At 69.7% G+C, this 26,295-nt stretch carries 2 protein-coding genes (both only partly in view); both read left to right on the forward strand.

Annotated features, from left to right (window positions below):
• Window positions 1-16,941, forward strand: partial view of a non-ribosomal peptide synthase/polyketide synthase gene (locus ACIQNG_RS10450; protein WP_401483849.1) — the final stretch only. It extends 24,321 nt beyond the left edge of the window; the window shows 16,941 of its 41,262 coding nt (coding positions 24,322-41,262); the start codon falls outside the window, past its left edge; it ends in the stop codon at window positions 16,939-16,941.
• The coding region annotated (locus tag ACIQNG_RS10455) for an amino acid adenylation domain-containing protein (protein WP_401483851.1) crosses the window boundary (this coding region is incomplete at its 3' end): on the forward strand, window positions 16,938-26,295 show 9,358 of its 17,228 nt. The annotated region continues 7,870 nt past the right edge of the window. The genes ACIQNG_RS10450 and ACIQNG_RS10455, both read left to right, overlap by 4 nt.

Here is a 26,295-nt window from a genome sequence, read left to right on the forward strand (position 1 = left end):
GAGCCCCGACGGCTGCGGGAACTGTCGGGGGTCGGGGCGGCGAGCGTGGTGCCGTCACTGCTGGGAGTGCTGGAGCCGGAGGATCTGGCCCAGGTGGAGACGCTGCTGGTCGGTGCCGAGGCGATCAGCGAGGCCACGGTCAGGGAGTGGTCGGTGGGTCGGCGGCTGGTGAACACCTACGGGCCGACCGAGGCCACGGTGATGGTCGCGGCCGAGACGGTGGTTGGTGACCGTCCGGGGCCGGTACCGTTCGGCCGGCCGATCGCCAACAGCCAGCTGTATGTACTGGACGACGGTCTTGAGCCGGTGCCGGTGGGTGTGACGGGTGAGCTGTATGTGGCCGGTGTGGTGCTTGCCCGCGGCTATGTGAGTCGCCCCGGGTTGACGGGTGAGCGGTTCGTGGCGTCTCCCTTCGGCGCCGGGCGGCGGATGTACCGCACGGGTGACCTGGCGCGGTGGACTGCGGACGGACAGTTGGTCTTCGGCGGCCGTGCCGACGATCAGGTGAAGGTACGCGGATTCCGCATCGAGCCGGGTGAGATCGAGACCGTGCTGCTGACCCATGCCGAGGTGACGCAGGCTGCTGTGGTGGCCCGTGAGGACGCCTTGGTGGCGTATGTCGTGCCGTCGGTCCAGGACGTGGAGGGGCTGCGGGAGCTGGCGGCTTCGCGGCTTCCGGAGTACATGGTGCCGACGGCGTTCGTGCCGCTTGATGAGCTGCCGTTGACCGTGAACGGGAAGCTGGACCGGCGGGCGCTCCCGGAGCCGGAGTACAGCACGGGTGGGGGCCGGGCCCCGGCGACGGTGCAGGAGGAGATCCTGTGTGTGCTGTTCGCCGAGGTGCTGGGCGTCGAATCCGTGGGAGTGGACGACGGCTTCTTCCAACTCGGCGGGCATTCCCTGCTGGCGGTCCGCCTGATTTCACGGGTCCGTGCCGTGCTGGGTGTGGAGGTCGAGGTCCGGGCGCTGTTCGAGGCGCCGACGGTGGCGGGACTGGCGGCCCGGATGGCCGAGGGCGGCGGCCGGGCTCGTACGCCGTTGCGGGCGGTTGCGGAGCGTCCGGAGCGGATGCCGTTGTCCTTCGCGCAGCGGCGGTTGTGGTTCCTGGGCCGGCTCGAAGGGCCCAGCCCTACGTACAACCTCGCTGTGCCGATCCGGGTCGACGGTGTCGACGCTGCCGTACTCAACGAGGCACTGCGAGACGTGCTCGGGCGGCATGAGTCACTGCGGACGGTGTTCCCGGCCGTGGACGGCGAGCCCTATCAGCAGGTCCTTGACCCTGGACACCTCGACTGGGAACTCCAGGTCACCCAGGTGGAGCCCGGTGAACTCGCCGCTGCGGTGCTGACAGCGTCGCGGTACGCGTTCGACCTGTCCAGCGAGGTGCCGATCCGGGTGTGCCTGTTCCAGGCGACTTCGGGCGAACAGGCGCTGGTGCTGGTGGTCCACCACATTGCGGGGGACGGCTGGTCCATGGCCCCGCTGGGACGTGATCTGTCTACGGCGTACGCGGCGCGGCTGCGCGGCGAGGCCCCCGAGTGGCGTCCGTTGCCGGTGCAGTACGCGGACTATGCGCTGTGGCAGCGGGAGCTGTTGGGCGAGCAGTCCGACCCGGAGAGCCTGCTGTCGGCGCAGGTGGAGTACTGGCGGCACACTCTGGCCGGAGTACCCGAGGAACTCGTCCTGCCGACGGACCGTGCGCGTCCCGCGGTCGTGAGCCATCGCGGCCATGTCGTGCCGCTGCGGGTCTCCGCCGAGGTGCACCAGCGGCTGGTGGATCTCGCACGGGCCGAGGGCGTGACGGCGTTCATGGTCCTGCAGGCCGCGTTGGCGGTGACGTTGTCCCGGCTCGGGGCCGGAACCGACATCCCCATCGGGTCGGCGATCGCGGGCCGGACGGATCAGGCGCTGGACGATCTGGTCGGGTTCTTCGTCAATACGCTGGTGATCCGGACGGACCTGTCGGGCGACCCGGAGTTCCGTGAGGTGCTGGGCCGGGTGCGGGAGGCCGGCCTGGGCGCGCTGGCCCACCAGGACGTGCCCTTCGAGCGCCTGGTGGAAGAACTGGCTCCGGAGCGGTCACTCGCACGTCATCCGCTGTTCCAGGTCATGCTGGCGGTCCAGAACGTCGACCGCGCGGTATTGGAACTGCCTGACGTCGACACCGGAAGTCTGCCGCTGGACAGTTCCTCGTCGTTGGTGAGGTTCGACCTCGATGTGTCGTTGGCGGAGGCATTTGACACCGAGGGCCGTCCGGCCGGGCTGCGGGGAGTGCTCGTCGCCTCCACAGACCTGTTTGAGAGGGCTACCGCTGAACGTATGACGGGCTGGTTCGTCCGGGTCCTGGAGACGGTGACCGAAACTCCGGAGACCCCTCTCCACGCCGTGGATGTGGTGGACCGCGCTGAACGCGACCGGATGCTCGGTGAGTGGAATGACACGGCGGCGGCGGTGCCGGCGGCTTCGGTGGTGGAGCTGTTCGAGCGGCGGGCTGCTCAGGTTCCGGGTGCGGTGGCGGTGGTGAGTGGGGATGGTGAGTTGTCGTACGGGGAGTTGGATGCGGCGGCGAATCGGCTGGCGCATTATCTGCGGGGTCGGGGGGTGGGGCCGGAGTCGGTGGTGGGTCTGAGGTTGCCGCGTGGTCCGCAGATGGTGACGGGGATTTTGGGTGTGTGGAAGGCGGGGGCTGCGTATCTGCCGATCGACACCGGGCTGCCGGGTGACCGCATCGACTTCATGCTTGCGGATGCGGGTGTGGGTGTGGTGGTGGGTCCGGAGGAGCTGGACCAGCCGGGTGAGTCTGCTTCTGCGCCGGGTGTTGCGGGTGATTTGGCGTACGTCATCTACACGTCGGGTTCGACGGGGGTGCCGAAGGGTGTGGCGGTCTCGCATGCGGGGCTGGTGAATCTGGTGGTGGCTCAGGGTGAGCGGTTTGCGGTGAGCCCGGATGCTCGGGTGTTGCAGTTCGCGTCGGTGGGGTTCGATGCGGCGGTGTCGGAGGTGTGGGTGACGTTGTGTGCGGGTGGGGTGCTGGTGATGGGTGCGCAGGAAGAGGTCGTTCCTGGGGCGGGGCTGGCGGAACTGGTCGCGCGTCATGGGGTGTCGCATGTGACGTTGCCGCCTGCGGTGCTGGGGGCGTTGGAGGACGGGGACCTCGGGTCGGTGACGACGCTGGTGTCGGCCGGTGAGGCACTGGACGCGAGGCTGGTGGAGCGGTGGGGTGCGGGGCGTCGTCTGGTGAATGCGTATGGTCCGACGGAGGTGACGGTGTGTGCGTCGATGTCGGAGCCGCTGGCTCCGGGTGATGAGCCGTCGATCGGTCGGCCGAACATCAACACGCGGGTGTATGTGCTGGATGAGGCGCTTGAGCCGGTGCCGGTGGGTGTGACGGGTGAGTTGTATGTGGCTGGGGCTGGGCTGGCGCGCGGGTATGTGAATCGTCCGGGGTTGACGGGTGAGCGGTTTGTGGCGTCTCCGTTCGATGCGGGGCGGCGGATGTATCGGACGGGTGACCTGGCGCGGTGGACTGTGGACGGGCGGTTGGTGTTCGGTGGTCGTGCCGATGATCAGGTGAAGGTGCGTGGGTTCCGGGTCGAACCCGGTGAGGTCGAGACCGTGCTGCTGACTCACGAGGAGGTGACTCAGGCTGCTGTCGTCGTCCGTGGTGAGGTGCTGGTGGCGTATGTCGTGTCGTCGGTCCAGGACGTGGACGGGTTGCGTGGGCTGGTGGCGTCGCGGTTGCCGGAGTACATGGTGCCGGCGGCGTTCGTGGCCCTGGATGAGCTGCCGCTGACGGTGAACGGAAAGCTCGATCGCAAGGCGCTGCCCGCGCCCGAGTACGCGAGTGGTACGGGCCGGGGTCCGGTGACAGTGCAGGAGGAGATCCTGTGCGCGGTGTTCGCCGAGGTGCTGGGCTTGGATGCGGTCGGGGTCGAGGACAACTTCTTCCGGCTCGGTGGGCATTCGCTGTTGGCGGTGTCGTTGGTGGAGCGGTTGCGGGGCCGGGGTGTGTCCGTGTCGGTGCGGGCGCTGTTCGAGGCGCCGACTCCGGCGGGGCTCGCGCGGGCGGCCGGGGCCGGGTCGGTGGAGGTACCGGAGAACCTGATCCCGGCGGACGCCGAGCACCTCACCCCCGAGATGCTGCCGCTGGTGGAGCTGGAGCAGGTCGAGATCGACCAGGTGGTGGCCTCGGTCGCCGGCGGTGCGGCGAATGTGGCGGATGTGTATCCGCTGGCTCCGTTGCAGGAGGGCCTGCTCTTCCACCATCTGATGGCGGGTGCCGGTGCGGACGTCTATGTCACCGTCCGAGTGGTCGAGTTTGCGTCACGGGCGCGGTTGGACGAGTTCGTGGGGGCGCTTCAGCAGGTGGTGGATCGGCACGACATCTACCGGACCGGAGTGCTGTGGGAGGGGCTGCGGGAGCCCGTACAGGTGGTGTTGCGGAGGGCAGCGCTGTCTGTCCAGGAGCACCAGGTCGACGCGGATCACCCCGACCCCTCGGATGCTCTGCTGGCCCTGGTGGGCACGGTGATGGATCTGGGGCGTGCGCCGTTGATGGATGTGCATGTGGCGGAGGTGGTGGGAGGTCGGTGGTTGGCTGCTGTGCGGATGCATCACATGTTGCAGGATCACTTGGGCATGGATGTGTTGTTGCGTGAGTTGCGGGTGGTGCTTTCGGGTCGGGTGGAGGAGTTGGCTCCGGCGTTGCCGTTCCGGAACTTCGTGGCGCAGACGCGGCGGGTGTCGCGTGCGGAGCATGAGCGGTTCTTCGCGGGGTTGCTGGGTGATGTGACCGAGCCGACCGCGCCCTTCGGCGTGCTGGACGTGCGCGGCGACGGAAGTGGCATGACGACGGAGCTGGTCGAGCTGCCGCGCGACACCGTGGCCGAACTGCGGGGATCGGCAAGGGCTTTGGGCGTCAGCGCGGCGACGGTGTTGCATGTGGTGTGGTCGCGGGTGCTGGCGGTGTTGTCCGGGCGTGAGGATGTGGTGTTCGGGACGGTGTTGTTCGGGCGGATGAATGCCGGTGCGGGTGCTGACCGGGTGCTGGGTCCGTTCATCAACACGCTGCCGGTGCGGGCACAGGCCGGTCAGGTGGGTGTGCGGGCCGCGGTGGAGCAGATGCGGGACCAGTTGGCGGCGCTGCTGGAGCATGAGCACGCACCCCTGGCGGTCGCGCAGCAGGCCAGCGGGGTCGCGGGTAACACTCCGCTCTTCACCGCCCTCTTCAACTACCGGCACGCAGACCAGAACACGGACGACGTTGAACAGCAGCCGATGCCTGGTATCCGGCAGGTCTCCCGCCGAGACGGGACCAACTATCCGTTGACCGTGGCGGTGAACGACCTGGGGCCGGACACCCTCAGCTTCACCGTGGAGGCCGTGGCCCCGATTGACGCGGTGGTGGTCGGACGGCTGCTGGCGACGACGACGCGGAATCTGTTGAAGGCGCTGGACGCCGCCGATGCAGATGTGCCCCTCGGCGGTGTGCCGGTCCTGGACTCGGGTGAGCGGGACAGGCTGTTGGTGGAGTGGAATGACACGTCCACCGATGGTCCTGGCAGCACTGTTGTCGAGTTGTTCGAGGGGTGGGTGGCTGAGGCTCCGGGTGCGGTGGCGGTGGTGAGTGAGGGTGCTGAGCTGTCGTACGGGGAGTTGGATGCGGCGGCGAATCGGCTGGCGCACTATCTGCGGGGTCGGGGGGTGGGGCCGGAGTCGGTGGTGGGCCTGAGGTTGCCGCGTGGCGCTGGGATGGTGACCGGGATTCTGGGTGTGTGGAAGGCGGGGGCGGCGTATCTGCCGATCGACACCGCGTTGCCGGGTGACCGTATCGATTTCATGCTCGCGGATGCGGGTGTGGGTGTGGTGGTGGGTCCGGAGGAGTTGGACCAGCCCGGTGAGTCTGCTTGTGCGCCTGGGGTCTCTGGGGACTTGGCGTATGTGATCTATACGTCGGGTTCGACGGGGACGCCGAAGGGTGTGGCGGTCTCGCACGGGTCGCTGGCGAATCTGGTGTCGGTGTTCGGCCCCATGATGGGTGCGGGTCCGGACGTGGGCGTGTTGCAGTTCGCGTCGTTCAGCTTCGACGCGTCGGTGCTGGATGTGGCGGTGGCGCTGTCGTCGGGCTCTTCGCTGTGGATCGCGAGTGAGGGGCAGCGGGAGGAGCCTCGTCGGCTGGCTGAGCTGACAGGCGTGCGGGCCGCCAGTGTGGTGCCGTCACTGTTGGGGGTGCTGGAGCCGGGCGATCTGGCTCAGGTGGGGACGCTGCTGGTGGGTGCCGAGGCGATCAGTGAGGCGGTGGCGCGGGACTGGTCGGTGGGCCGTCGGTTGGTGAACACGTATGGGCCGACCGAGGCGACGGTGATGGTGGCGGCTGAGGTGGTGGATGGGGGCCGTTCGGGTCCGGTGCCGTTCGGCCGCCCGATCGCCAACACCCGGTTGTATGTGCTGGACGACGCGCTTGCGCCCGTTCCCACCGGTATCGCCGGGGAACTGTACATCGCTGGTGCTGGACTGGCCCGTGGATACGCCAATCGCCCCGCACTGACCAGTGAGCGGTTTGTGGCGTCTCCGTTCGATGCCGGGCAGCGGATGTACCGGACCGGTGACCTGGCGCGGTGGAGTGCGGACGGGCAGTTGGTGTTCGCCGGGCGGGCGGACGATCAGGTGAAGGTACGTGGGTTCCGGGTGGAGCCGGGTGAGATCGAGAGCGTGCTTCTGGCCCACCCCGAGGTGACGCAGGTCGCTGTGGTCGCCCGCGAGGGTGCTCTGGTGGCGTATGTCGTGCCGTCGGCGCAAGATGTGGGCGGGCTGCGGGAGCTGGTGGCGGCACGGCTGCCGGAGTACATGGTGCCCGCCGCGTTCGTGACGCTGGACGAGCTGCCGCTGACCGCCAACGGAAAGCTGGACCGCAAGGCGCTGCCCGCGCCGGAGTACACCAGTGGCGCGGGCCGAGGGCCGGCCACGGTGCAGGAGGAGATCCTCTGTGTGCTGTTCGCGGAGGTGCTGGACGTCGTAGCCGTCGGGGTGCACGACAACTTCTTCCAACTCGGCGGACACTCACTGCTGGCGGTTCGTCTGACCTCACGGATCCGCGCTGTGCTGGGTGTGGAGGTCGAGGTCCGGGCCCTGTTCGAGGCGCCCACGGTGGCAGGGTTGGCGGTGCGGCTGGCTCAAGGCACCGAGCAGGCTCGTACCTCCCTGCGCGCGGTGGCCGAGCGGCCCGCGAGGGTGCCCCTGTCGTTCGCGCAGCGGCGCCTGTGGTTCCTGGGTCAGCTCGAAGGACCCAGCCCCACGTACAACCTCCCCGTACCGATCCGGATCAGCGGTGTCGACGCCGGCGTACTCAATGAGGCACTACGAGACGTTCTCGTGCGGCATGAGTCACTGCGGACGGTGTTCCCGGCCGTGGACGGCGAGCCCTATCAGCACATTCTCGACCCCGCGCACCTCGACTGGGAACTCCAGGTCGTGGATGTCGAGCCCGAGAACCTGGCTGAAGCGGTCGAAGAGGCATCGCGCTACGCCTTCGACCTCTCGACGGAACTTCCGATCCGGGCGTGGCTGTTCCCGGAAGGGCGCGACGAGTACCTGCTGCTGGTCCTGATGCATCACATCGCGAGCGACGGCTGGTCGATGGCTCCGTTGAGCCGCGATCTGTCCACGGCATACGCGGCACGGCTGCGCGGCGAGGCCCCCGAGTGGCGTCCATTGCCGGTGCAGTACGCGGACTACGCGCTGTGGCAGCGGGAGCTGTTGGGCGAGGAGTCCGACCCGGAGAGCCTGTTGTCGGCGCATGTGGAGTACTGGCGGCACACCCTGGCCGGAGTGCCGGAGGAACTGGCGTTGCCGACGGACCGGCCGCGTCCGACGGTCAGTAGCCATCGTGGCCATGCCGTGCCGCTGCGGTTGTCGGCGGCTGCGCACGAAGGGCTCGTGGGCCTGGCCCGGTCGGAAGGCGTGACGGCGTTCATGGTGTTGCAAGCCGCGCTCGCGGTCACGCTGTCGCGGATCGGGGCCGGCCAGGACATTCCGATCGGGTCGGCGATCGCGGGCCGCACGGATGAGGCGCTGGACGATCTGGTCGGCTTCTTCGTCAATACGTTGGTGATCCGGACCGATCTGTCCGGGGACCCGGAGTTCCGTGAGGTGCTCGGCCGGGTACGGGAGGCCAGCCTCGGGGCGTTCGCCCACCAGGACGTTCCGTTCGAACGCCTGGTGGAGGAACTGGCTCCGGAACGGTCACTCGCCCGGCACCCCCTGTTCCAGATCATGCTGACCGTGCAGAACACCGACAGGGTGTCGCTGGACCTGACTGATACCTCGGCCAGGGCTGGTGGGGCGCTGACAGATGGAACGGCGATGGTGTCGGCGCGGTTCGACCTCAGTGTCTCCGTGTCGGAGGAGTTCGACGGGGAGGGGCGTCCGGCGGGGTTGCGGGGTGCGGTGACGGTGGCGGCGGATCTGTTCGAGGCGTCGAGTGCGGGGCGGATCTCGGAGTGGTTCGTGCGGGTGGTGGAGACGCTCACGGCGGCGCCCGACACGAGGCTGAGTGCGGTGGATGTCCTCGCGTCCGATGAGCGGGAGCTGGTACTCGACCGGTGGAACGCGACGGCGACGGCCGGGGTGGGGGCCGGTGTCCTTGAGCGGTTCCTGGATCGTGTCGCGGTGGCTGCGGACGAGGTGGCGGTGGTCGCGGAGGGCGTGGAGCTGACGTACGGGCAACTCGGTGTGGAGGTGGACCGGATCGCGGGGCGTTTGCGGGAGTTGGGTGTGGGGCGTGAGTCGGTGGTGGGTCTGTGTCTGCCCCGGGGTGTGGGGATGATTGCGGGGGTGCTGGGTGTGTGGCGGGCGGGTGGGGCGTATCTGCCGCTCGACCCGGGGATGCCGGCGGAGCGGACGGCGTTCATGCTCGCGGACAGTGGTGCGGCGGTGGTGGTGCTGGACGGTGGGGTGGAGCTGCCCGGGGGCGGGGTCGGTGTACCGGTGGTCCGGTTGGACGAGCTGCCGGAGCGGGTGTCTGTCCCGCTGCCTGGGGTGGTGGATCCGTCGGGGCTGGCGTACGTCATCTACACATCGGGTTCGTCGGGTGTGCCGAAGGGGGTCGGTGTCACACAAGGGGCGCTGGCGAACTACGTCACGTCTGTGTCGGAGCGGTTGGGCTGGTCGGAGCCTGGTGCGCGGTATGCGTTGTTGCAGGCGCAGGTGACGGACCTGGGGAACACGGTGGTGTTCGCGAGCCTCACCACCGGCGGCCAGCTCCACGTGCTCGACGCCGAAGCGGTCACAGACCCCGAGGCCGTGGCGGGGTATCTCGACCGGGAGTCGGTGGACGCGTTCAAGGTCGTCCCGTCCCATCTGGCCGCGCTGACCGGCGCGGTGGGTATCGATCGCCTGCTTCCGGCCCGGTCGTTGGTGCTGGGTGGTGAGGCGGCCTCGGCGGGCTGGGTGCGGGAGTTGGTGTCGACGGCTCAGACGGCTGGGCGTCGGGTGTTCAATCACTACGGTCCGACGGAGACCACCGTCGGTGTGTCGACCGCCGAACTCACACCGGAGGCGGTGTCGGGCGGTGCGGTGCCGATCGGTACGCCGATCGCCAACACCCGTTTCTACGTCCTGGACGACCGGCTGAGCCCGGTACCGGTCGGCGTGACCGGCGAGCTGTATGTGGCGGGCGCCGCACTGGCCCGCGGCTATATCGACCGCCCGGCGTTGACGGGTGAGCGCTTCGTCGCGTCCCCGTTCGACACGGGTGAGCGGATGTACCGTACCGGGGACCTGGTGAGGTGGACGTCTGCCGGGGAGCTGGTGTTCCTGGGCCGTGCGGACGACCAGGTCAAGATCCGGGGCTTCCGGATCGAGCCCGGTGAGATCGAGACCGCCCTGCTCACCCACCCGGAGATCACCCGGACTGCGGTGGTCGCCCGCGAGGACACTCCCGGCGACAAGCGACTCGTCGCCTACGTCGTCGCCGACACCGACACGGACACGGTCGCCGTACGTGACTTCGTGGCCGCGCGGCTGCCCGAGCACATGGCCCCGGCCGCCGTCGTAGCACTCCCCGAACTCCCGCTGACCGCCAACGGCAAACTCGACCGCAACGCACTCCCGGCACCCGAGTACCGGAGCAGCGCGGGCGGCGCGCGCAGCGGCGGCGTGCGGGAGGAACTCCTCAGCTCGGCCTTCGCCCATGTCCTGGGGCTGGACTCGGTCGGAGCCGACGACGGCTTCTTCGAACTGGGCGGACATTCACTGCTCGCGGTGAGGCTGGTGTCCCGGATCCGTGCCGTGCTGGGCGTCGAAGTCTCACTGCGGACCTTGTTCGAGGCGCCGACCGTGGCCGCTCTCGCCTCCCGCTTGGCGGAACAGGGCGACGCCCCGGCCCGTACGGCGTTGCGGGCGGCGGCCGAACGTCCCGAGCGGGTGCCGCTGTCGTTCGCGCAGCGACGCCTGTGGTTCCTCGCCCAGCTCGAAGGACCGAGCCCCACGTACAACCTGCCCACGGTGATCCGGTTGAGCGAGGACGTGGACGCCGCGGCCCTCGGCGCCGCACTCCATGATGTGATCGCCCGCCACGAGTCCCTGCGGACGGTGTTCCCGGCGACGGACGGTGAGCCGTACCAGCACCTCCTTGCCCCCCGAGACCTCGACTGGGAGCTTGAGATCACCGAAGTGGCGTCCGGTGACGTGGCCGACGCCGTGGCCCGGGCGTCCGCTTACGCCTTCGACCTGTCAGCGGAACTCCCCATCCGGGCCTGGCTGTTCGACACGGCGCCGGACGACCGAGTGCTGGTGGTGGTCGTACACCACATCGCCACCGACGGCTGGTCACGCGGTCCGCTGAGCCGCGATCTGGCGACCGCCTACGAGGCTCGACGGCAGGACCGTGCTCCGGAGTGGGAGCCCCTGCCGGTCCAGTACGCCGACTACACGCTGTGGCAGCGCGAGATCCTGGGCCGGGAAACGGACCCGGACAGCCTGCTCTCCGTCCAGGTCGCGTACTGGCGGCGGACGCTGGCCGACGTGCCCGAGGAACTGGCCCTGCCGACGGACCGGCCGCGCCCGGCGGTCAGCAGTCATCGCGGACACCGGGTGCCGGTGATGACCTCGGCCGAGGTGCATCAGCGGCTGACAGAGGTGGCCCGCTCCGAAGGCGTCACGGTGTTCATGGTCGTACAGGCCACGCTGGCGATGCTGCTGTCGCGGCTCGGAGCCGGCACGGACATTCCGATCGGGTCGGCGGTGGCGGGCCGTACGGATGAGGCGCTGGACGATCTGGTCGGGTTCTTCGTCAACACGCTGGTGATCCGGACGGACCTGTCGGGCGATCCGGAGTTCCGTGAGGTGCTGCGCCGGGTACGCGAGGCGAGCCTCGGGGCGCTGGCCCACCAGGACGTGCCCTTCGAACGCCTCGTGGAAGAGCTGGCTCCGGCGCGGTCCATGGCACGGCACCCGCTGTTCCAGGTCATGCTGACGCTGCAGAACACCGAACAGGATCCTGAGCAGAACGCTGGGCAGGGCGACGAACTGCCGTCCCCCCAGCCGCAGCCGTCCCCCCAGCCGCAGCCGCAGCCGTCCCCCCAGCCCCAGCCGCAGCCGCAGCCGGTGTCGGTGTCGGCGTCGGTGTCGGTGTCGACGTCGGAGTCCACCGCCGCCACAGCCACCGCGGCGAGGTTCGATCTGGACCTCGCACTGTCCGAGGTCTTCGACGACCAGGGCCGTCCGGCAGGGGTACGGGGCTTCGTCACCGGATCGACGGACCTGTTCGCGCCGTCGACCGTCACCAGGATGGCCGGCCTGTTCCTGCGGATGCTGCACAGGGTGACCGCGGCCCCGGACGTCCGGCTGCACGCGGTCGAGGTCCTCGACGCACGGGAGCGTCAGCAGATCCTCGCCGACTGGAACGACACCGCGGTACCCATGCCGCAGGCGACGCTGCCCGAACTCTTCGCGGCCCAGGTGCGCCGGACGCCCGAGGCGGTCGCGGTGGTGTTCGAGGACACCGAGCTGACCTACGCGGAGCTGGACGCCCGTGCCGAGCGCGTCGCCCGTCATCTGCGGGACCAGGGCGCGGGCCCGGAGACGGTGGTCGCGGTCGTCCTGGAGCGCGGTGTCGAGCTGATGGTCGCACTGTGGGGGGTGCTGAAATCCGGGGCTGCCTATCTGCCCGTCGACCCGTCGTACCCGGCCGAACGAGTGGCCCTGCTCCTGGAGGACGCGGCGCCCGCCGTCGTACTCGATGACCCGGGGACCGTCGCCCGACTGTCGGCGGCCGGCGCCCCCCGCGACCCGGATCCGGCGCCCGCCGCCCTCGACGGACGACACCCGGCGTACCTGCTGTACACCTCGGGGTCGACGGGCCGGCCCAAGGGCGCGCTGATCTCGCACCACAGCATCGTCAACCGGCTGGTGTGGATGCGTGACCACTACCGCATCGCGGCCGGCGACCGGGTGATGCAGAAGACACCCATCGTGTTCGACGTGTCGGTGTGGGAGCTGTTCTGCCCGCTGATCTCCGGCGCGACCCTGGTCCTGGCCCGTCCCGGCGGACACCGCGATCCGGGCTACGTGGCGGACCTCATCAGCGCGCAGCGGATCACCGTGCTGCACTTCGTGCCGTCGATGCTGGACGCGTTCCTGCTGCACTCCGGCGCGCGGCGACTGCCCAGCCTGCGGCACGTGGTGTGCAGCGGCGAAGCGCTGTCACCGGAGACACAGGCGCGGTTCCACACGGCGTTCACCGATGTGGCCCTGCACAATCTCTACGGTCCCACCGAGGCCGCGGTGGACGTCACCGCCTGGGCCTGCGACCGGGCACAGGACGACGGTGGCCCGGTGCCCATCGGCGCTCCCGTCGCCCGGACCCAGGTGTACGTCCTGGACGACCACCTTGTCCCGGTGGCACCCGGCGTGACCGGCGAACTCTATCTGGCCGGAGTTCAGTTGGCGCGAGGGTACGCGAACCGTCCCGCGCTGACCGGAGAGCGGTTCGTCGCCGGCCCGTACGGCAGCCCGGGGGAGCGGATGTACCGCACCGGAGACCTGGTGAAATGGACGTCCGACGGGCAGTTGGTGTTCATCGGACGCGCCGACGACCAGGTCAAGGTGCGCGGATTCCGCGTCGAGCCCGGCGAGATCCAGGCCGTACTTCTCACCCACCCGGCCGTCACCCAGGCCGCCGTGGTCGCCCGTGACGACGCCCTGGTCGCCTACGTCGTCCCCGCCGACGCTCCGACAGCGCCGGACGTGGACGTAGCCGAACTGCGGGACCTGGTCGCCACCCGGCTGCCGGACTACATGGTGCCCGCCGCGTTCGTCCCGCTGCCGGAACTGCCGCTGACCGTCAACGGCAAACTCGACCGCACGGCACTGCCCGCCCCCCAGTACACCGCCGGCGCGGGCCGGGCACCGGCCACCGTCCAGGAAGAGCTGCTCTGCACCGCCTTCGCCCAGGTGCTCGGCGTGGACTCGGTCGGCGTCGACGACGACTTCTTCCAACTCGGCGGCCACTCCTTGCTCGCCGTACGTCTGCTGTCCCGGATCCGCGCCGTCCTCGGCGTGGAAGTGCCGCTGCGCACGCTGTTCGAGGCACCGACCGTGGCCGCCCTGGCCGCCCGCCTCACCGACCCGCATACCCATCGCGCCCGCACCTCCCTGCGGGCGGCGACCCGACGTCCCGAGCGGGTACCGCTGTCGTTCGCGCAACGACGCCTGTGGTTCCTGGACCAACTCGAAGGAGCCGGACCCACGTACAACATCCCGGTACCCGTCCGGCTCAGCGGCGACGTGGACGTCCCCGCACTCCAAGCGGCCCTGCGCGATGTCATCGCCCGCCACGAGTCGCTGCGCACCGTGTTCCCTGCCGTCGACAGCGAGCCGTACCAGCACATCCTCGACCCCCACGACCTGGACTGGGAACTGCACGTGTCCCGGACCGAGCCCGAGGCACTCGCCGACGAGATCGCGCGCGCCGCCGGGCACACCTTCGACCTGTCGGCCGAACTGCCCATCCGCGCCTGGCTGTTCCAGTCCGAACCCGACGCGCACACCCTCGTGGTGGTGGTGCATCACATCGCCACCGACGGCTGGTCGATGAGGCCGATGGGACGGGACCTGTCCACGGCCTACGAGGCCCGGCTGCGGGGTGCGGCGCCCGACTGGGAGCCGCTGCCGGTGCAGTACGCCGACTACACCCTCTGGCAGCGCGAACTGCTGGGCGACGAGTCCGACCCCGACAGCCTGCTCTCCGCACAGGTCGACTACTGGCGCCGCACCCTGGCCGGAGCCCCGGAGGAACTCGCGCTGCCGGTCGACCGCCCCCGCCCGGCGGTGGCGAGCCGACGCGCGCACCGGGTGCCCCTGGAAGTACCGGACACCGTCCACGGACGGCTTGTCGACCTCGCCCGCGCCGAAGGCGTCACCACCTTCATGGTCCTCCAGGCCGCGCTCGCCGTGACCCTGTCCCGGCTGGGCGCCGGCCACGACATCCCCATCGGATCACCGATCGCGGGCCGGACCGACGAAGCCCTGGACGACCTGGTCGGCTTCTTCCTCAACACCCTCGTGATCCGCACCGACCTGTCCGGGGACCCCGACTTCCGGCACCTGCTCGGCCGGGTACGGGAGACGAGCCTCGGCGCACTCGCCCACCAGGACGTCCCCTTCGAGCGACTGGTGGAGGAACTGGCCCCCTCCAGGGCATTGGGACGGCACCCGCTGTTCCAGGTGATGCTGACCCTCCAGAACAACGAACGCGCGGCCCTCACCCTGACCGGCGCCCGCGGCGGCGGCGAAGGCGCCGCACCCGACGCCTCCGCGATGGCACCCGGCCGCTACGACTTCTTCGTCTCGGTCGGAGAGACCTTCGACGACCTGGGCCGCCCCGCCGGACTGCGCGGCACCGTGACCGTCACGGCCGACCTCTTCGACGCGCCGGCCGCGGACCGCATGGCCGGACGCTTCCTCCGCGTCCTCGACACCGTGACCGCGGCCCCCGACCTGCGGCTGCACGAGGTCGACGTCCTCGGCGAGCAGGAACGCGAACTGCTCCTCACGGACAGCGGCACGGCCACGGCCCCCCGTCGGCCAAGCGTTGTCGAACAGTTCCAGGAGCGGGCCGCGGCCGACCCCGACGCCATCGCCCTGGTGGTGGACGGGACCCGCGTGTCGTACGGCCACCTCGACACGGCGGCGAACGAACTCGCCCACCGCCTGCGCGGCCTCGGAATCGGCCCGGAGAGTGTGGTGGGCCTGTGGCTGCCGCGCGGCCTCCAGACGATCACCGCGATCCTCGCGACCTGGAAGGCCGGCGCCGCCTACCTGCCGATCGACCCCCGCCTCCCGGCCGAACGGATCACCTTCATGCTGGCCGACAGCGGTACCCGGCTGGCACTCACCGCACACGGCGGCACGGAGACAGGTGAACGCGCCGACACGCTCTCCCGAGCACTGTCCGGCGTACCGGTGCTCGCCCTGGACAGCCCAACCCCCCCGACCGGAACCGGGCAACCCTCGTCCGCACCACCACGGGTGACGACCCTCCCCACCCAGCTCGCCTACGTGATCTACACCTCGGGATCGACCGGCACACCCAAGGGCGTGGCCGTCACCCAGGGCGGACTGACCGACTACGCGACGGCCGCGTCGACCCGACTCGGCTGGTCCGGAGCGGGAGCACGCTACGCCCTGCTCCAGCCACAGATCACCGACCTCGGGAACACCGTCTTGTTCATCAGCCTCATGAGCGGTGGCGAATTGCACGTACTGGAAGAAGCCGTGGTCATGGACGCCGAAGCCGTCGCCCGATACCTCCACGAACAACGCATCGACCACATCAAGGCGGTGCCCTCACACCTGACCGCCCTCTCCGCCGCGACCGGCGTACGAAGGATCCTGCCGGGCCGCTCCCTGGTCCTCGGCGGCGAAGCCGCCCCGGCCGCCTGGGTGAGCGAACTCCTACGGGAAGCCGGAGACCGCGCGGTCCACAACCACTACGGGCCGACCGAGACCACCATCGGCATCACCACCACCCCACTCACCACGGAAACGACCGACGCGGGCGTGGTACCGATCGGCACACCCCTCGACGGCACCCGCGCATACGTACTGGACGACACACTCGCACCGGCACCGATCGGCGTCGTCGGCGAACTGTACGCGGCCGGCAGCCAGGTGGCCCGCGGCTATGTGGGCAGCCCCGCCGCCACCGGGCAACGGTTCCTGGCCTGCCCGTACGGAAGCCCGGGCGAGCGGATGTACCGCACCGGTGACCTGGTGAAGCGGACGTCCGACGGGCGCCTGGTCTTCGTCGGACGCGCCGACACCCAGGTGAAGGTACGCGGATTCCGCATCGAACCCGCCGAGGTCGAGGCCGCGCTGCTCAGCCACCCCGGAGTCGCCGCCGCCGCGGTGATCGCCCGGTCCGACACCCCGGGAGACACCCGCCTGGTCGCCTACGTCGTCCCCGCCACGGCGAGCGAAGGCGACGACGCCCCCGACCGTGACCACGCCGCCGCCCTCCGGCAGCACCTCACCCGCCTGCTGCCGGACCACATGATCCCCGCAGCCGTCGTCCCGCTGCCCGAACTACCGCTGACGGCCAGCGGAAAACTCGACCGCGCGGCGCTCCCCGCCCCCGGGCAGTCGGCGGCCGGAACGGCCCGACGCGAGCCCGCCAACGAGAAGGAAGCGGTCCTCTGCGAAGTGTTCGCGGAGGTCCTCGAACGGGACGCGGTCCAGGTGGACGACAACTTCTTCGACCTGGGCGGGCACTCACTGCTCGCCATCAGACTGCTGTCCCGCATCCGCGCCAGGCTCGGCGTGGAAGTCAAGATCCGAACCCTCTTCGAGGCGCCGACCCCGGCGGCGCTGGCGACGAAGTTGGGCACTCAGAAGTCGGCTCGGCCGGCGTTGCGTCCCATGCGTAAGGAGAACGAGCGATGATTCCGTTGTCGTACGCACAGAGGCGGCTGTGGTTCCTGAGCCAGCTTGAGGGCCCGACCCCCACCTACAACCTGCCGCTGGTCGTCACCCTCACCGGGGACCTGGACATCGACGCGCTGGGCGCCGCGCTGCGAGACGTGATCGTCCGCCATGAATCCCTGCGCACCCTCTTCAAGGTCGCCGACGACGAGCCCTACCAGCACATCCTGGATCCGCAAGACCTCGACTGGGGACTCCAGGTACGCCGCGTCGCCGCCGCCGAACTGGCCGGAGCGGCGGAAGAAGTGGCCTGGACCGGCTTCGACCTGTCGACCGAGATCCCGATCCGGGCCTGGCTCTTCCTGACCGAGCCCGAGGACGAGACCGGCGGTGGCCTCCTGGTCCTCTCGGTCCATCACATCGCCGGTGACGGCTGGTCGATGGCACCGCTCGCCCGCGATGTGTCGACGGCCTACGCGGCCCGGCTGCGCGGTGAGGCCCCCGGCTGGGAGCCGCTGCCGGTGCAGTACGCCGACTACACCCTGTGGCAGCGGCAACTGCTCGGGGACTCCGAGAACTCGGAGAGCCTCCTGTCCGGGCAGGTGGAGTACTGGCGGCGAACGCTGGCGGGCGCGCCGGAGGAACTGCCCCTGCCCGTGGACCGGCCCCGCCCCGCGGCCCCCGGCCACCGTGGCCACCGAGTACCCCTGCATGTCCCCGCCGACGTGCACCAACGCCTGACGGACCTGGCCCGCGAAGAGGGCGCCACCCTCTTCATGGTGGTGCAGGCCGCACTGGCGGTACTGCTGTCGCGGCTCGGCGCAGGCACCGATATCCCCATCGGATCAGCGGTCGCGGGACGCACGGACGACGCTCTCAACGACCTGGTCGGCTTCTTCGTCAACACCCTGGTGATCCGCACCGACCTGTCCGGGGACCCCGAGTTCCGGCAGGTACTCGGCCGGGTGCGGGACGCGAGCCTGGACGCGATGGACTACCAGGACGTCCCATTCGAACGACTGGTCGAAGAACTCGCCCCCTCCCGCTCCCTGAGCCGCAACCCGCTGTTCCAGGTGATGCTCACCGTCCAGAACACCCGCCGTACGGCCCTGGACCTGGCCGACGTGCGTGCCGCGCGGGGCGGGCAGAACCTGGGCGAGCCGGTGATCGTCCCGGCCAAGTTCGACCTTGAGATGGTCGTCGGCGAACAGTTCGACGCCGAGGGCCGACCGGCCGGACTACGGGGTTCGCTGACCGCGTCCGCGGATCTGTTCGACGCCGCATCGGTGAAGGCGATCGCGGAACGTTGGGCGCGCGTACTGACAACCGTGACGGCAAGCCCGGAGGTACGCCTGAGGGCCGTTGAAGTCCTTGGGGCGGACGAGCGCGCCCGCGTGTTGGCGGAGTGGAATGACACGTCCACCGAGGGGCTTGGCAGCACTGTTGTCGAGCTGTTCGAGCGGTGGGTGGCTGAGGCTCCGGGTGCGGTGGCGGTGGTGAGTGAGGGTGCTGAGCTGTCGTACGGCGATCTGGACGCGGCGGCGAATCGGCTGGCGCATTATCTGCGGGGTCGGGGGGTGGGGCCGGAGTCTGTTGTCGGCTTGAGGTTGCCGCGTGGCGCCGGGATGATCACCGGAATTCTGGGTGTGTGGAAGGCGGGGGCGGCGTATCTGCCGATCGACACCGCGTTGCCGGATGACCGTATCGATTTCATGCTCGCGGATGCGGGTGTGGGTGTGGTGGTGGGTCCGGAGGAGCTGGACCAGCCCGGTGAGTCTGCTTCCGCGCCTGGGGTCTCTGGGGACTTGGCGTATGTGATTTATACGTCGGGTTCGACGGGGACGCCGAAGGGTGTGGCGGTCTCGCATGCTTCGTTGGCGAATCTGGTGTCGGTGTTCGGGCCGGTGATGGGTGCGGGTCCGGGTGTGGGTGTGTTGCAGTTCGCGTCGTTCAGTTTCGACGCGTCGGTGCTGGACGTCGCTGTGGCGTTGTCGTCGGGTTCTGCGCTGTGGATCGCGAGTGAGGGGCAGCGGGAGGAGCCTCGTCGGCTGGCGGAGCTGGCGGGTGTCCGTGCTGCCAGTGTGGTGCCGTCGCTCCTCGGGGTTCTGGAGCCTGGGGATCTGGGGCATGTGGGTCCGATGGTGGTGGGTTCTGAGGCGGTCAGTGAGGTGGTGGCGCGGGATTGGTCTGTGGGTCGGCGGTTGGTGCATGCGTATGGGCCGACGGAGAGCACGGTGATCTCGGCGATCGGGGAGGTGGATGGTGGTCGTCCGGGTCCGGTGCCGTTCGGTCGGCCGATCGCCAACACTCGGGTGTATGTGCTGGATGAGGCGCTTGAGCCGGTGCCGGTGGGTGTGACGGGTGAGTTGTACGTCGCCGGTGTCGGGCTGGCGCGCGGGTATGTGAATCGTCCGGCGTTGACGGGTGAGCGGTTCGTCGCGTCTCCGTTCGATGCGGGGCAGCGGATGTACCGGACCGGTGACCTGGCGCGGTGGACGGCTGATGGGCAGTTGGTGTTCGCGGGGCGGGCGGATCAGCAGGTCAAGGTGCGCGGGTTCCGTGTCGAACCCGGTGAGATCGAGACGGTGCTGTTGACGCATGCGGATGTCGCCCAGGTGGCTGTGGTGGCTCGTGAGGACGCGTTGGTGGCGTATGTCGTGCCGTCGGTCCAGGACGTGGAGGGGCTGCGGGAGCTGGTGGCGTCGCGGCTGCCGGAGTACATGGTGCCGGCTGCCTTCGTGACGCTGGACGAGCTGCCGCTGACGGCCAACGGGAAGTTGGACCGCCGGGCCCTGCCCGCGCCCGAGTACGCGACCGGGGTGGGCCGTGGCCCGGCCACGGTACGTGAAGAGATCGTGTGCGCGGTCTTTGCCGAAGTGCTGGGCCTGGACGCGGTCGGGGTCGACGACAACTTCTTCCAGCTCGGCGGACACTCCCTCCGGGCGGTGTCGTTGGTGGAGCGCTTGCGGGGCCGTGGTGTGTCCGTGTCGGTGCGGGCGTTGTTCGAGGCGCCGACTCCGGCGGGGCTGGCGCGGGCGGCTGCGGTCGGGTCGGTGGAGGTGCCGGAGAATCTGATTCCGGCGGACGCTGAGCACATCACCCCGGAGATGCTGCCGCTGGTGGAGCTGGAGCAGGCCGAGATCGATCGGGTGGTGGCCTCGGTCGAGGGCGGTGCGGCGAACGTCGCCGACGTGTACCCGCTGGCCCCCTTGCAGGAAGGCTTGTTCTTCCATCATCTGATGGCCGGAGGCGGGGCCGACGCCTATGTGACGGTACGGCTGGTGGAGTTCGAGTCGCGGGCTCGGCTGGATGAGTTCGCGGACGCGTTGCAGCAGGTGGCGAACCGGCATGACATCTACCGGACCGGTGTGGTGTGGGAGGGCCTGCGGGAGCCGGTCCAGGTGGTGTGGCGGCACGCGGAGCTGCCGATGGTCGAGCATGCCCTCGCTGTGGAGTCCGACGAGCCGGTGCGGTGGGCGGACGCCCTGGTGGCCGCCGGTGGGTCGGTGATGGATCTGAGGCGTGCGCCGTTGATGGATCTGCATGTGGCGGAGGTGGTGGAGGGGCGTTGGCTGGGGTTGGTGCGGATGCATCACCTGGTGCAGGACCACTTGGGTATGGATGTGGTGTTGCAGGAGTTGCGGGCGGTTTTGACGGGGCGGGTGGAGCGGTTGGCTCCGGCGTTGCCGTTCCGGAATTTCGTGGCGCAGACGCGGTCGGTGCCGAGGGCGGAGCATGAGCGGTTCTTCGCGGGGTTGCTGGGTGATGTGAGTGAGCCGACGGCGCCTTATGGGCTGTTGGATGTGCGGGGTGATGGCAGTGGTGTGGTGTCGGGTGTGATGTCGGTGGGTGATGAGGTGGTCGCGGGGTTGCGGGAGGTGTCGCGGCGGTTGGGGGTGAGTGCTGCCACGGTGTTGCATGTGGTGTGGGCGCGGGTGTTGGCGTCGTTGGCGGGTCGGGATGATGTGGTGTTCGGGACGGTGTTGTTCGGTCGGATGAATGCGGGTGAGGGTGCTGACCGGGTGCTGGGTCCGTTCATCAACACCTTGCCGGTTCGTGTGCGGACGGGTCCGGTCGGGGTGCGGGTGGCGGTGGAGGGGATGCGGGACCAGTTGGCGGCGCTGCTGGAGCACGAGCACGCACCCCTGGCCGTCGCACAGCAGGTCAGCGGGGTCGCGGCCGATATGCCGCTGTTCACCTCCTTGTTCAACTACCGACATGTCACCGACAGCGGTGGGAGGGCCTCGGACGGTGGCGAGTCCGGCGAGGAGCAGCCGGTCGAGGGGATTCGTACGGTCTTCGCCGAGGAGCGGACGAACTATCCGCTGGTGGTGTCGGTCAACGACCGTGGGGCCGGTGGTCTGAGCCTGGGCGTGCAGAGCGTGGACGTACTCGACCCGCAGGCCGTGGGCAGGTTGCTGTGCACCGCGGTCGAGAACACGGTCACCGCACTCACCGTCGCCCTGGACGGAGGCCCGGACACCGACCTGCGCTCGATCGACGTCCTGGGCGGTGAGGAGCGTGCCCGACTCCTGCACGCGTGGAACGACCACGTCCCGGTGGCAGGCGCCGACGCGACCCTCGTGGACCTTGTCGAACGACAGGTGGCGGCGGTCCCGGACGCGATCGCAGTGGTGGCCGGTGGCGTGGAGCTGACCTACGCGGAGCTCGACGCGCGCGCGAACCGCCTCGCACACCATCTGCGCGAACTCGGCGCCGGTACGGAGTCGACGGTCGCGGTGATGCTGGACCGCGGCGCGGAGACTGTCGTAGCGCTGCTGGCCGTTCTCAAGACCGGAGCGGCCTATCTGCCCATCGACCCACGCCACCCGGCCGAGCGGGTGAGCTATGTCCTCGCCGACGCCGGCGCGGTGGCCGTCATCACCTCCACGGCGTGGCTCCCGCAGATCGCGGAGTATGTGCCGCCGGCCGTCCACCTGACCGTCCTGGACGACCCCGCCACCGAGACCCGGATCGCCCAACGGGACGAGACCCCGGTGGCCCGCTCGGTCACCCCCGACAACCGCGCCTACGTGATCTACACGTCCGGCTCGACGGGGCGCCCCAAGGGCGTCGCGGTCAGCCACCGCAATGTCGTCGGCATGTTCGCCTCCACCCGTGGTCTCTTCGGACTCGGGCCGTCGGACGTATGGAGCTGCTTCCACTCGTTCGCGTTCGACTTCTCCGTCTGGGAGCTGTGGGGAGCCCTCGTCCACGGAGCCCGTGTGGTCGTGGTGCCGTTCGACGTGTCGCGTTCGCCGCAGCAGTTCGCCCGGCTGCTGGTCGAGGAGCGGGTCACCGTCCTCAGCCAGACACCGTCGGCCCTGTACCAACTCCTCGCGGTGGACGAGTTCGGACCGCGGGACCTGCGGCTCATGGTGTTCGGCGGGGAGGCGCTGGACCACGCCAGGCTGCGCAGCTGGTGGCCGCGCGAGAACGGCGGCCCCCGCGTACACCTGGTGAACATGTACGGGATCACCGAGACCACCGTGCATGCCACGCACTGGCGGCTCGACGCCGGCGACGAGGCGGCGGCCGGCAGCCTCGTCGGACGCGGGCTGCCCGGTCTGGCGACGTACGTCCTCGACGATGCGCTCGACCCCGCGCCGGTGGGCGTGATCGGCGAGCTGTATGTGGCCGGTGACCAGGTCGCCCGCGGATATGTGGGCCGTCCCGAGCTGACGGCCGAGCGCTTCATCGCCTGCCCCTTCGGGGACTCCGGTGAGCGGATGTACCGGTCCGGGGACCTGGCGAAGTGGACGCCCGACGGACAGTTGCTGTTCGTGGGGCGCGCCGACGACCAGGTGAAGATCCGAGGCTTCCGAATCGAGCCCGGTGAGATCGAAGCCGCCCTCCTCGCCCATCCGGACGTGGCCAGGACAGCCGTGGTGGCCCGCGAGGACACCCCCGGTGACAAGCGGCTCGTGGCCTACGTCGTGCCCGCCGACGGAGCCACCCGCACCGTCGACCGTGACGGCCTGCGGGCCTTTGTGGCCGGGCGGGTCCCGGGGTACATGGTCCCGGCGGCCGTGGTGGCGCTGGATGAGCTGCCGCTGACCGCCAACGGGAAGCTGGACCGCAGGGCCCTGCCCGCGCCCGAGTACACCACCGGCGGGGGCCGCGGCCCCGCCACCCTCCAGGAAGAGATGCTCTGCGCGATCTTCGCGGACGTACTGGGCGTCGAGTCCGTGGGAGTGGACGACAGCTTCTTCCAGCTCGGCGGGCATTCCCTGCTGGCGGTCCGGCTGATCTCACGGGTCCGTGTGGTGCTGGGTGTGGAGGTCGAGGTCCGGGCGTTGTTCGAGGCGCCGACAGTGGCGGGACTGGCGGCCCGGCTGACCGGGAGCGCCGGGGAGGTCCGGACGCCGCTGCGGGCCGTGGCCGAGCGGCCGGAGCGGGTACCCCTGTCGTTCGCTCAGCGGCGGCTCTGGTTCCTCACACAGTTGGAGGGGTCGGGTCCCGCGTACAACATCGCGGTTCCGGTGCGGTTGAGCGGGGCGGACGCGGGGGCACTGGGAGCGGCGTTGCTCGATGTGATCGGGCGGCACGAGTCGTTGCGGACGGTGTTCGCGGCGGTGGAGGGCGAGCCGTATCAGCGGGTGCTGGATGTGGAGGAGCTGGACTGGGCGCTGGAGGTGTCCCAGGTCGCCCGCGAGAGTATGGCCGATGCGGTGGGGCATGCCTCGCGGTATGCCTTCGATCTCTCGTCCGAACTGCCTTTCCGTGCATGGCTGTTCGAGTCCGGTTCTGATGAGCAGGTGCTTGTGGTGGTGATGCACCACATCGCCGGGGACGGCTGGTCGATGGGGCCTCTGGGGCGTGACCTTTCCGCCGCGTATGCGGCACGGCTGCGGGGCGCGGCGCCGGTGTTCGAGCCGTTGCCGGTGCAGTACGCCGACTACGCCGTCTGGCAGCGGGAGCTGCTGGGGGAGGAGTCCGACCCGGAGAGCCTGCTGTCCACGCAGGTGGAGTACTGGCGGGACGCTCTCGCCGGGGCGCCGGAGGAACTCGCGCTGCCCGTGGTCCGACCGCGTCCGGCTGTCGCGAGCCACATGGGGTACCGGGTGCCCCTCCGGGTGCCGGCCGAGGTGCACCAGCGTGTCGCGGAGCTGGCACGGGCCGAGGGCGCGACGCCCTTCATGGTCCTCCAGGCCGCCCTGGCGACCACCCTGTCCAGGCTGGGCGCGGGCACCGACGTGCCGATCGGTTGCGGCGTCGCCGGTCGTACGGATGAGGCGCTGGACGATCTGGTCGGGTTCTTCGTCAATACGCTGGTGATCCGGACGGACCTGTCCGGGGATCCGGAGTTCCGTGAGGTATTGGGCCGGGTGCGGGAGGCGAGCCTCGGCGCGTTCACCCATCAGGACGTGCCCTTCGAACGCCTGGTGGAGGAACTTGCCCCCGAGCGGTCGATGTCCCGCCACCCGCTGTTCCAGGTGGTCCTCACCTTGCAGAACGTCGAGCGGGCGGAACTGGACCTGCCCGGAGTACGGACCGGTTCGATCCCGGCGACCGACTCCGCCGTGGTCACCACGGTCAAGGGTGACGTGGACGTGATGGTGGGCGAGCTGTTCGACAGGGACGGCCGTCCGGCCGGTCTGCGGGGAGTGCTCACGGTGTCGGCGGACCTCTTCGACGAGCCGACTGCCGCCAGGTTCGCCGACTGGTTCACGCGGGTGCTGGACACGACGACCGCGACCCCGGAGACACGGCTGACGTCGATCGGCATGCTCGACGCCGCTGAACGCGACCGGATGCTCGGCGAGTGGAATGACACGGCGGCGGTGGTGCCGGCGGCTTCGGTGGTGGAGCTGTTCGAGGGGTGGGTGGCTGAGGCTCCGGGTGCGGTGGCGGTGGTGAGTGGGGACGGTGAGCTGTCGTACGGGGAGTTGGATGCGGCGGCGAATCGGCTGGCGCATTATCTGCGGGGGCAGGGTGTTGGGCCGGAGTCGGTGGTCGGTTTGAGGTTGCCGCGTGGCGCCGGGATGGTGACCGGGATTTTGGGTGTGTGGAAGGCGGGGGCTGCGTATCTGCCGATCGACACCGGGCTGCCGGGTGAGCGGGTTGATTTCATGCTCGCGGATGCGGGTGTGGGTGTGGTGGTGGGTCCGGAGGAGCTGGATCAGCCGGGTGAGTCTGCTTCTGCGCCGGGTGTCGTGGGTGATCTGGCGTATGTGGTTTATACGTCGGGTTCGACGGGGGTGCCGAAGGGTGTGGCGGTCTCGCATGCGGGGCTGGTGAATCTGGTGGTGGTTCAGGGTGAGCGGTTTGCGGTGAGCCCGGATGCTCGGGTGTTGCAGTTCGCGTCGGTGGGGTTCGATGCGGCGGTTTCTGAGGTGTGGGTGACGTTGTGTGCGGGTGGGGTGTTGGTGGTGGGTTCGGTGGAGGAGCTGGATTCGGGTGGTGGTGTGGCGGGTGTGGTGGCGCGTCATGGGGTGTCGCATGTGACGTTGCCGCCTGCGGTGCTGGGGGCGTTGGAGGACGGGGATCTCGGGTCGGTGACGACGTTGGTGTCGGCGGGTGAGGCATTGGATGCGGGGTTGGTGGAGCGGTGGGGTGCGGGGCGTCGTCTGGTGAATGCGTATGGTCCGACGGAGGTGACGGTGTGTGCGTCGATGTCGGATCCGCTGGCTCCGGGTGATGAGCCGTCGATCGGTCGGCCGAACCTCAACACGCGGGTGTATGTGCTGGATGAGGCGCTTGAGCCGGTGCCGGTGGGTGTGACGGGTGAGCTGTATGTCGCGGGCGCGGGGCTGGCCCGTGGCTATGTGAATCGTCCGGGGCTGACCGGTGAGCGGTTTGTGGCGTCTCCGTTCGATGCGGGGCGGCGGATGTACCGGACCGGTGACCTGGCGCGGTGGACTGCGGACGGGCGGTTGGTCTTCGGTGGTCGTGCCGATGATCAGGTGAAGGTGCGTGGGTTCCGGGTCGAGCCCGGTGAGGTGGAAGCTGTACTGCTGGCGGATGCGGAGGTGACTCAGGCTGCTGTCGTCGTCCGTGGTGAGGTGCTGGTGGCGTATGTCGTGCCGTCGGTCCAGGACGTGGACGGGTTGCGTGGGCTGGTGGCGTCGCGGTTGCCGGAGTACATGGTGCCGGCGGCATTCGTGCCGCTTGATGAGCTGCCACTGACGGTGAACGGAAAGCTCGACCGCAAGGCGCTGCCCGCACCGGAGTACCGGGTAGGCGAGGGACGGCGCCCGGTCACCGTCCAGGAGGAGATCCTGTGCGCGGTCTTCGCCGAGGTGCTGGGCGTGGATACGGTCGGGGTCGACGACAGTTTCTTCCAGCTCGGCGGGCATTCCCTGCTGGCGGTCCGCCTGACATCGCGGATCCGCGTGGTGCTGGGTGTGGAGGTCGAGGTCCGGGCACTGTTCG

Source organism: Streptomyces sp. NPDC091377, from assembly GCF_044757045.1.
In the GTDB taxonomy this organism is placed as follows: domain Bacteria; phylum Actinomycetota; class Actinomycetes; order Streptomycetales; family Streptomycetaceae; genus Streptomyces.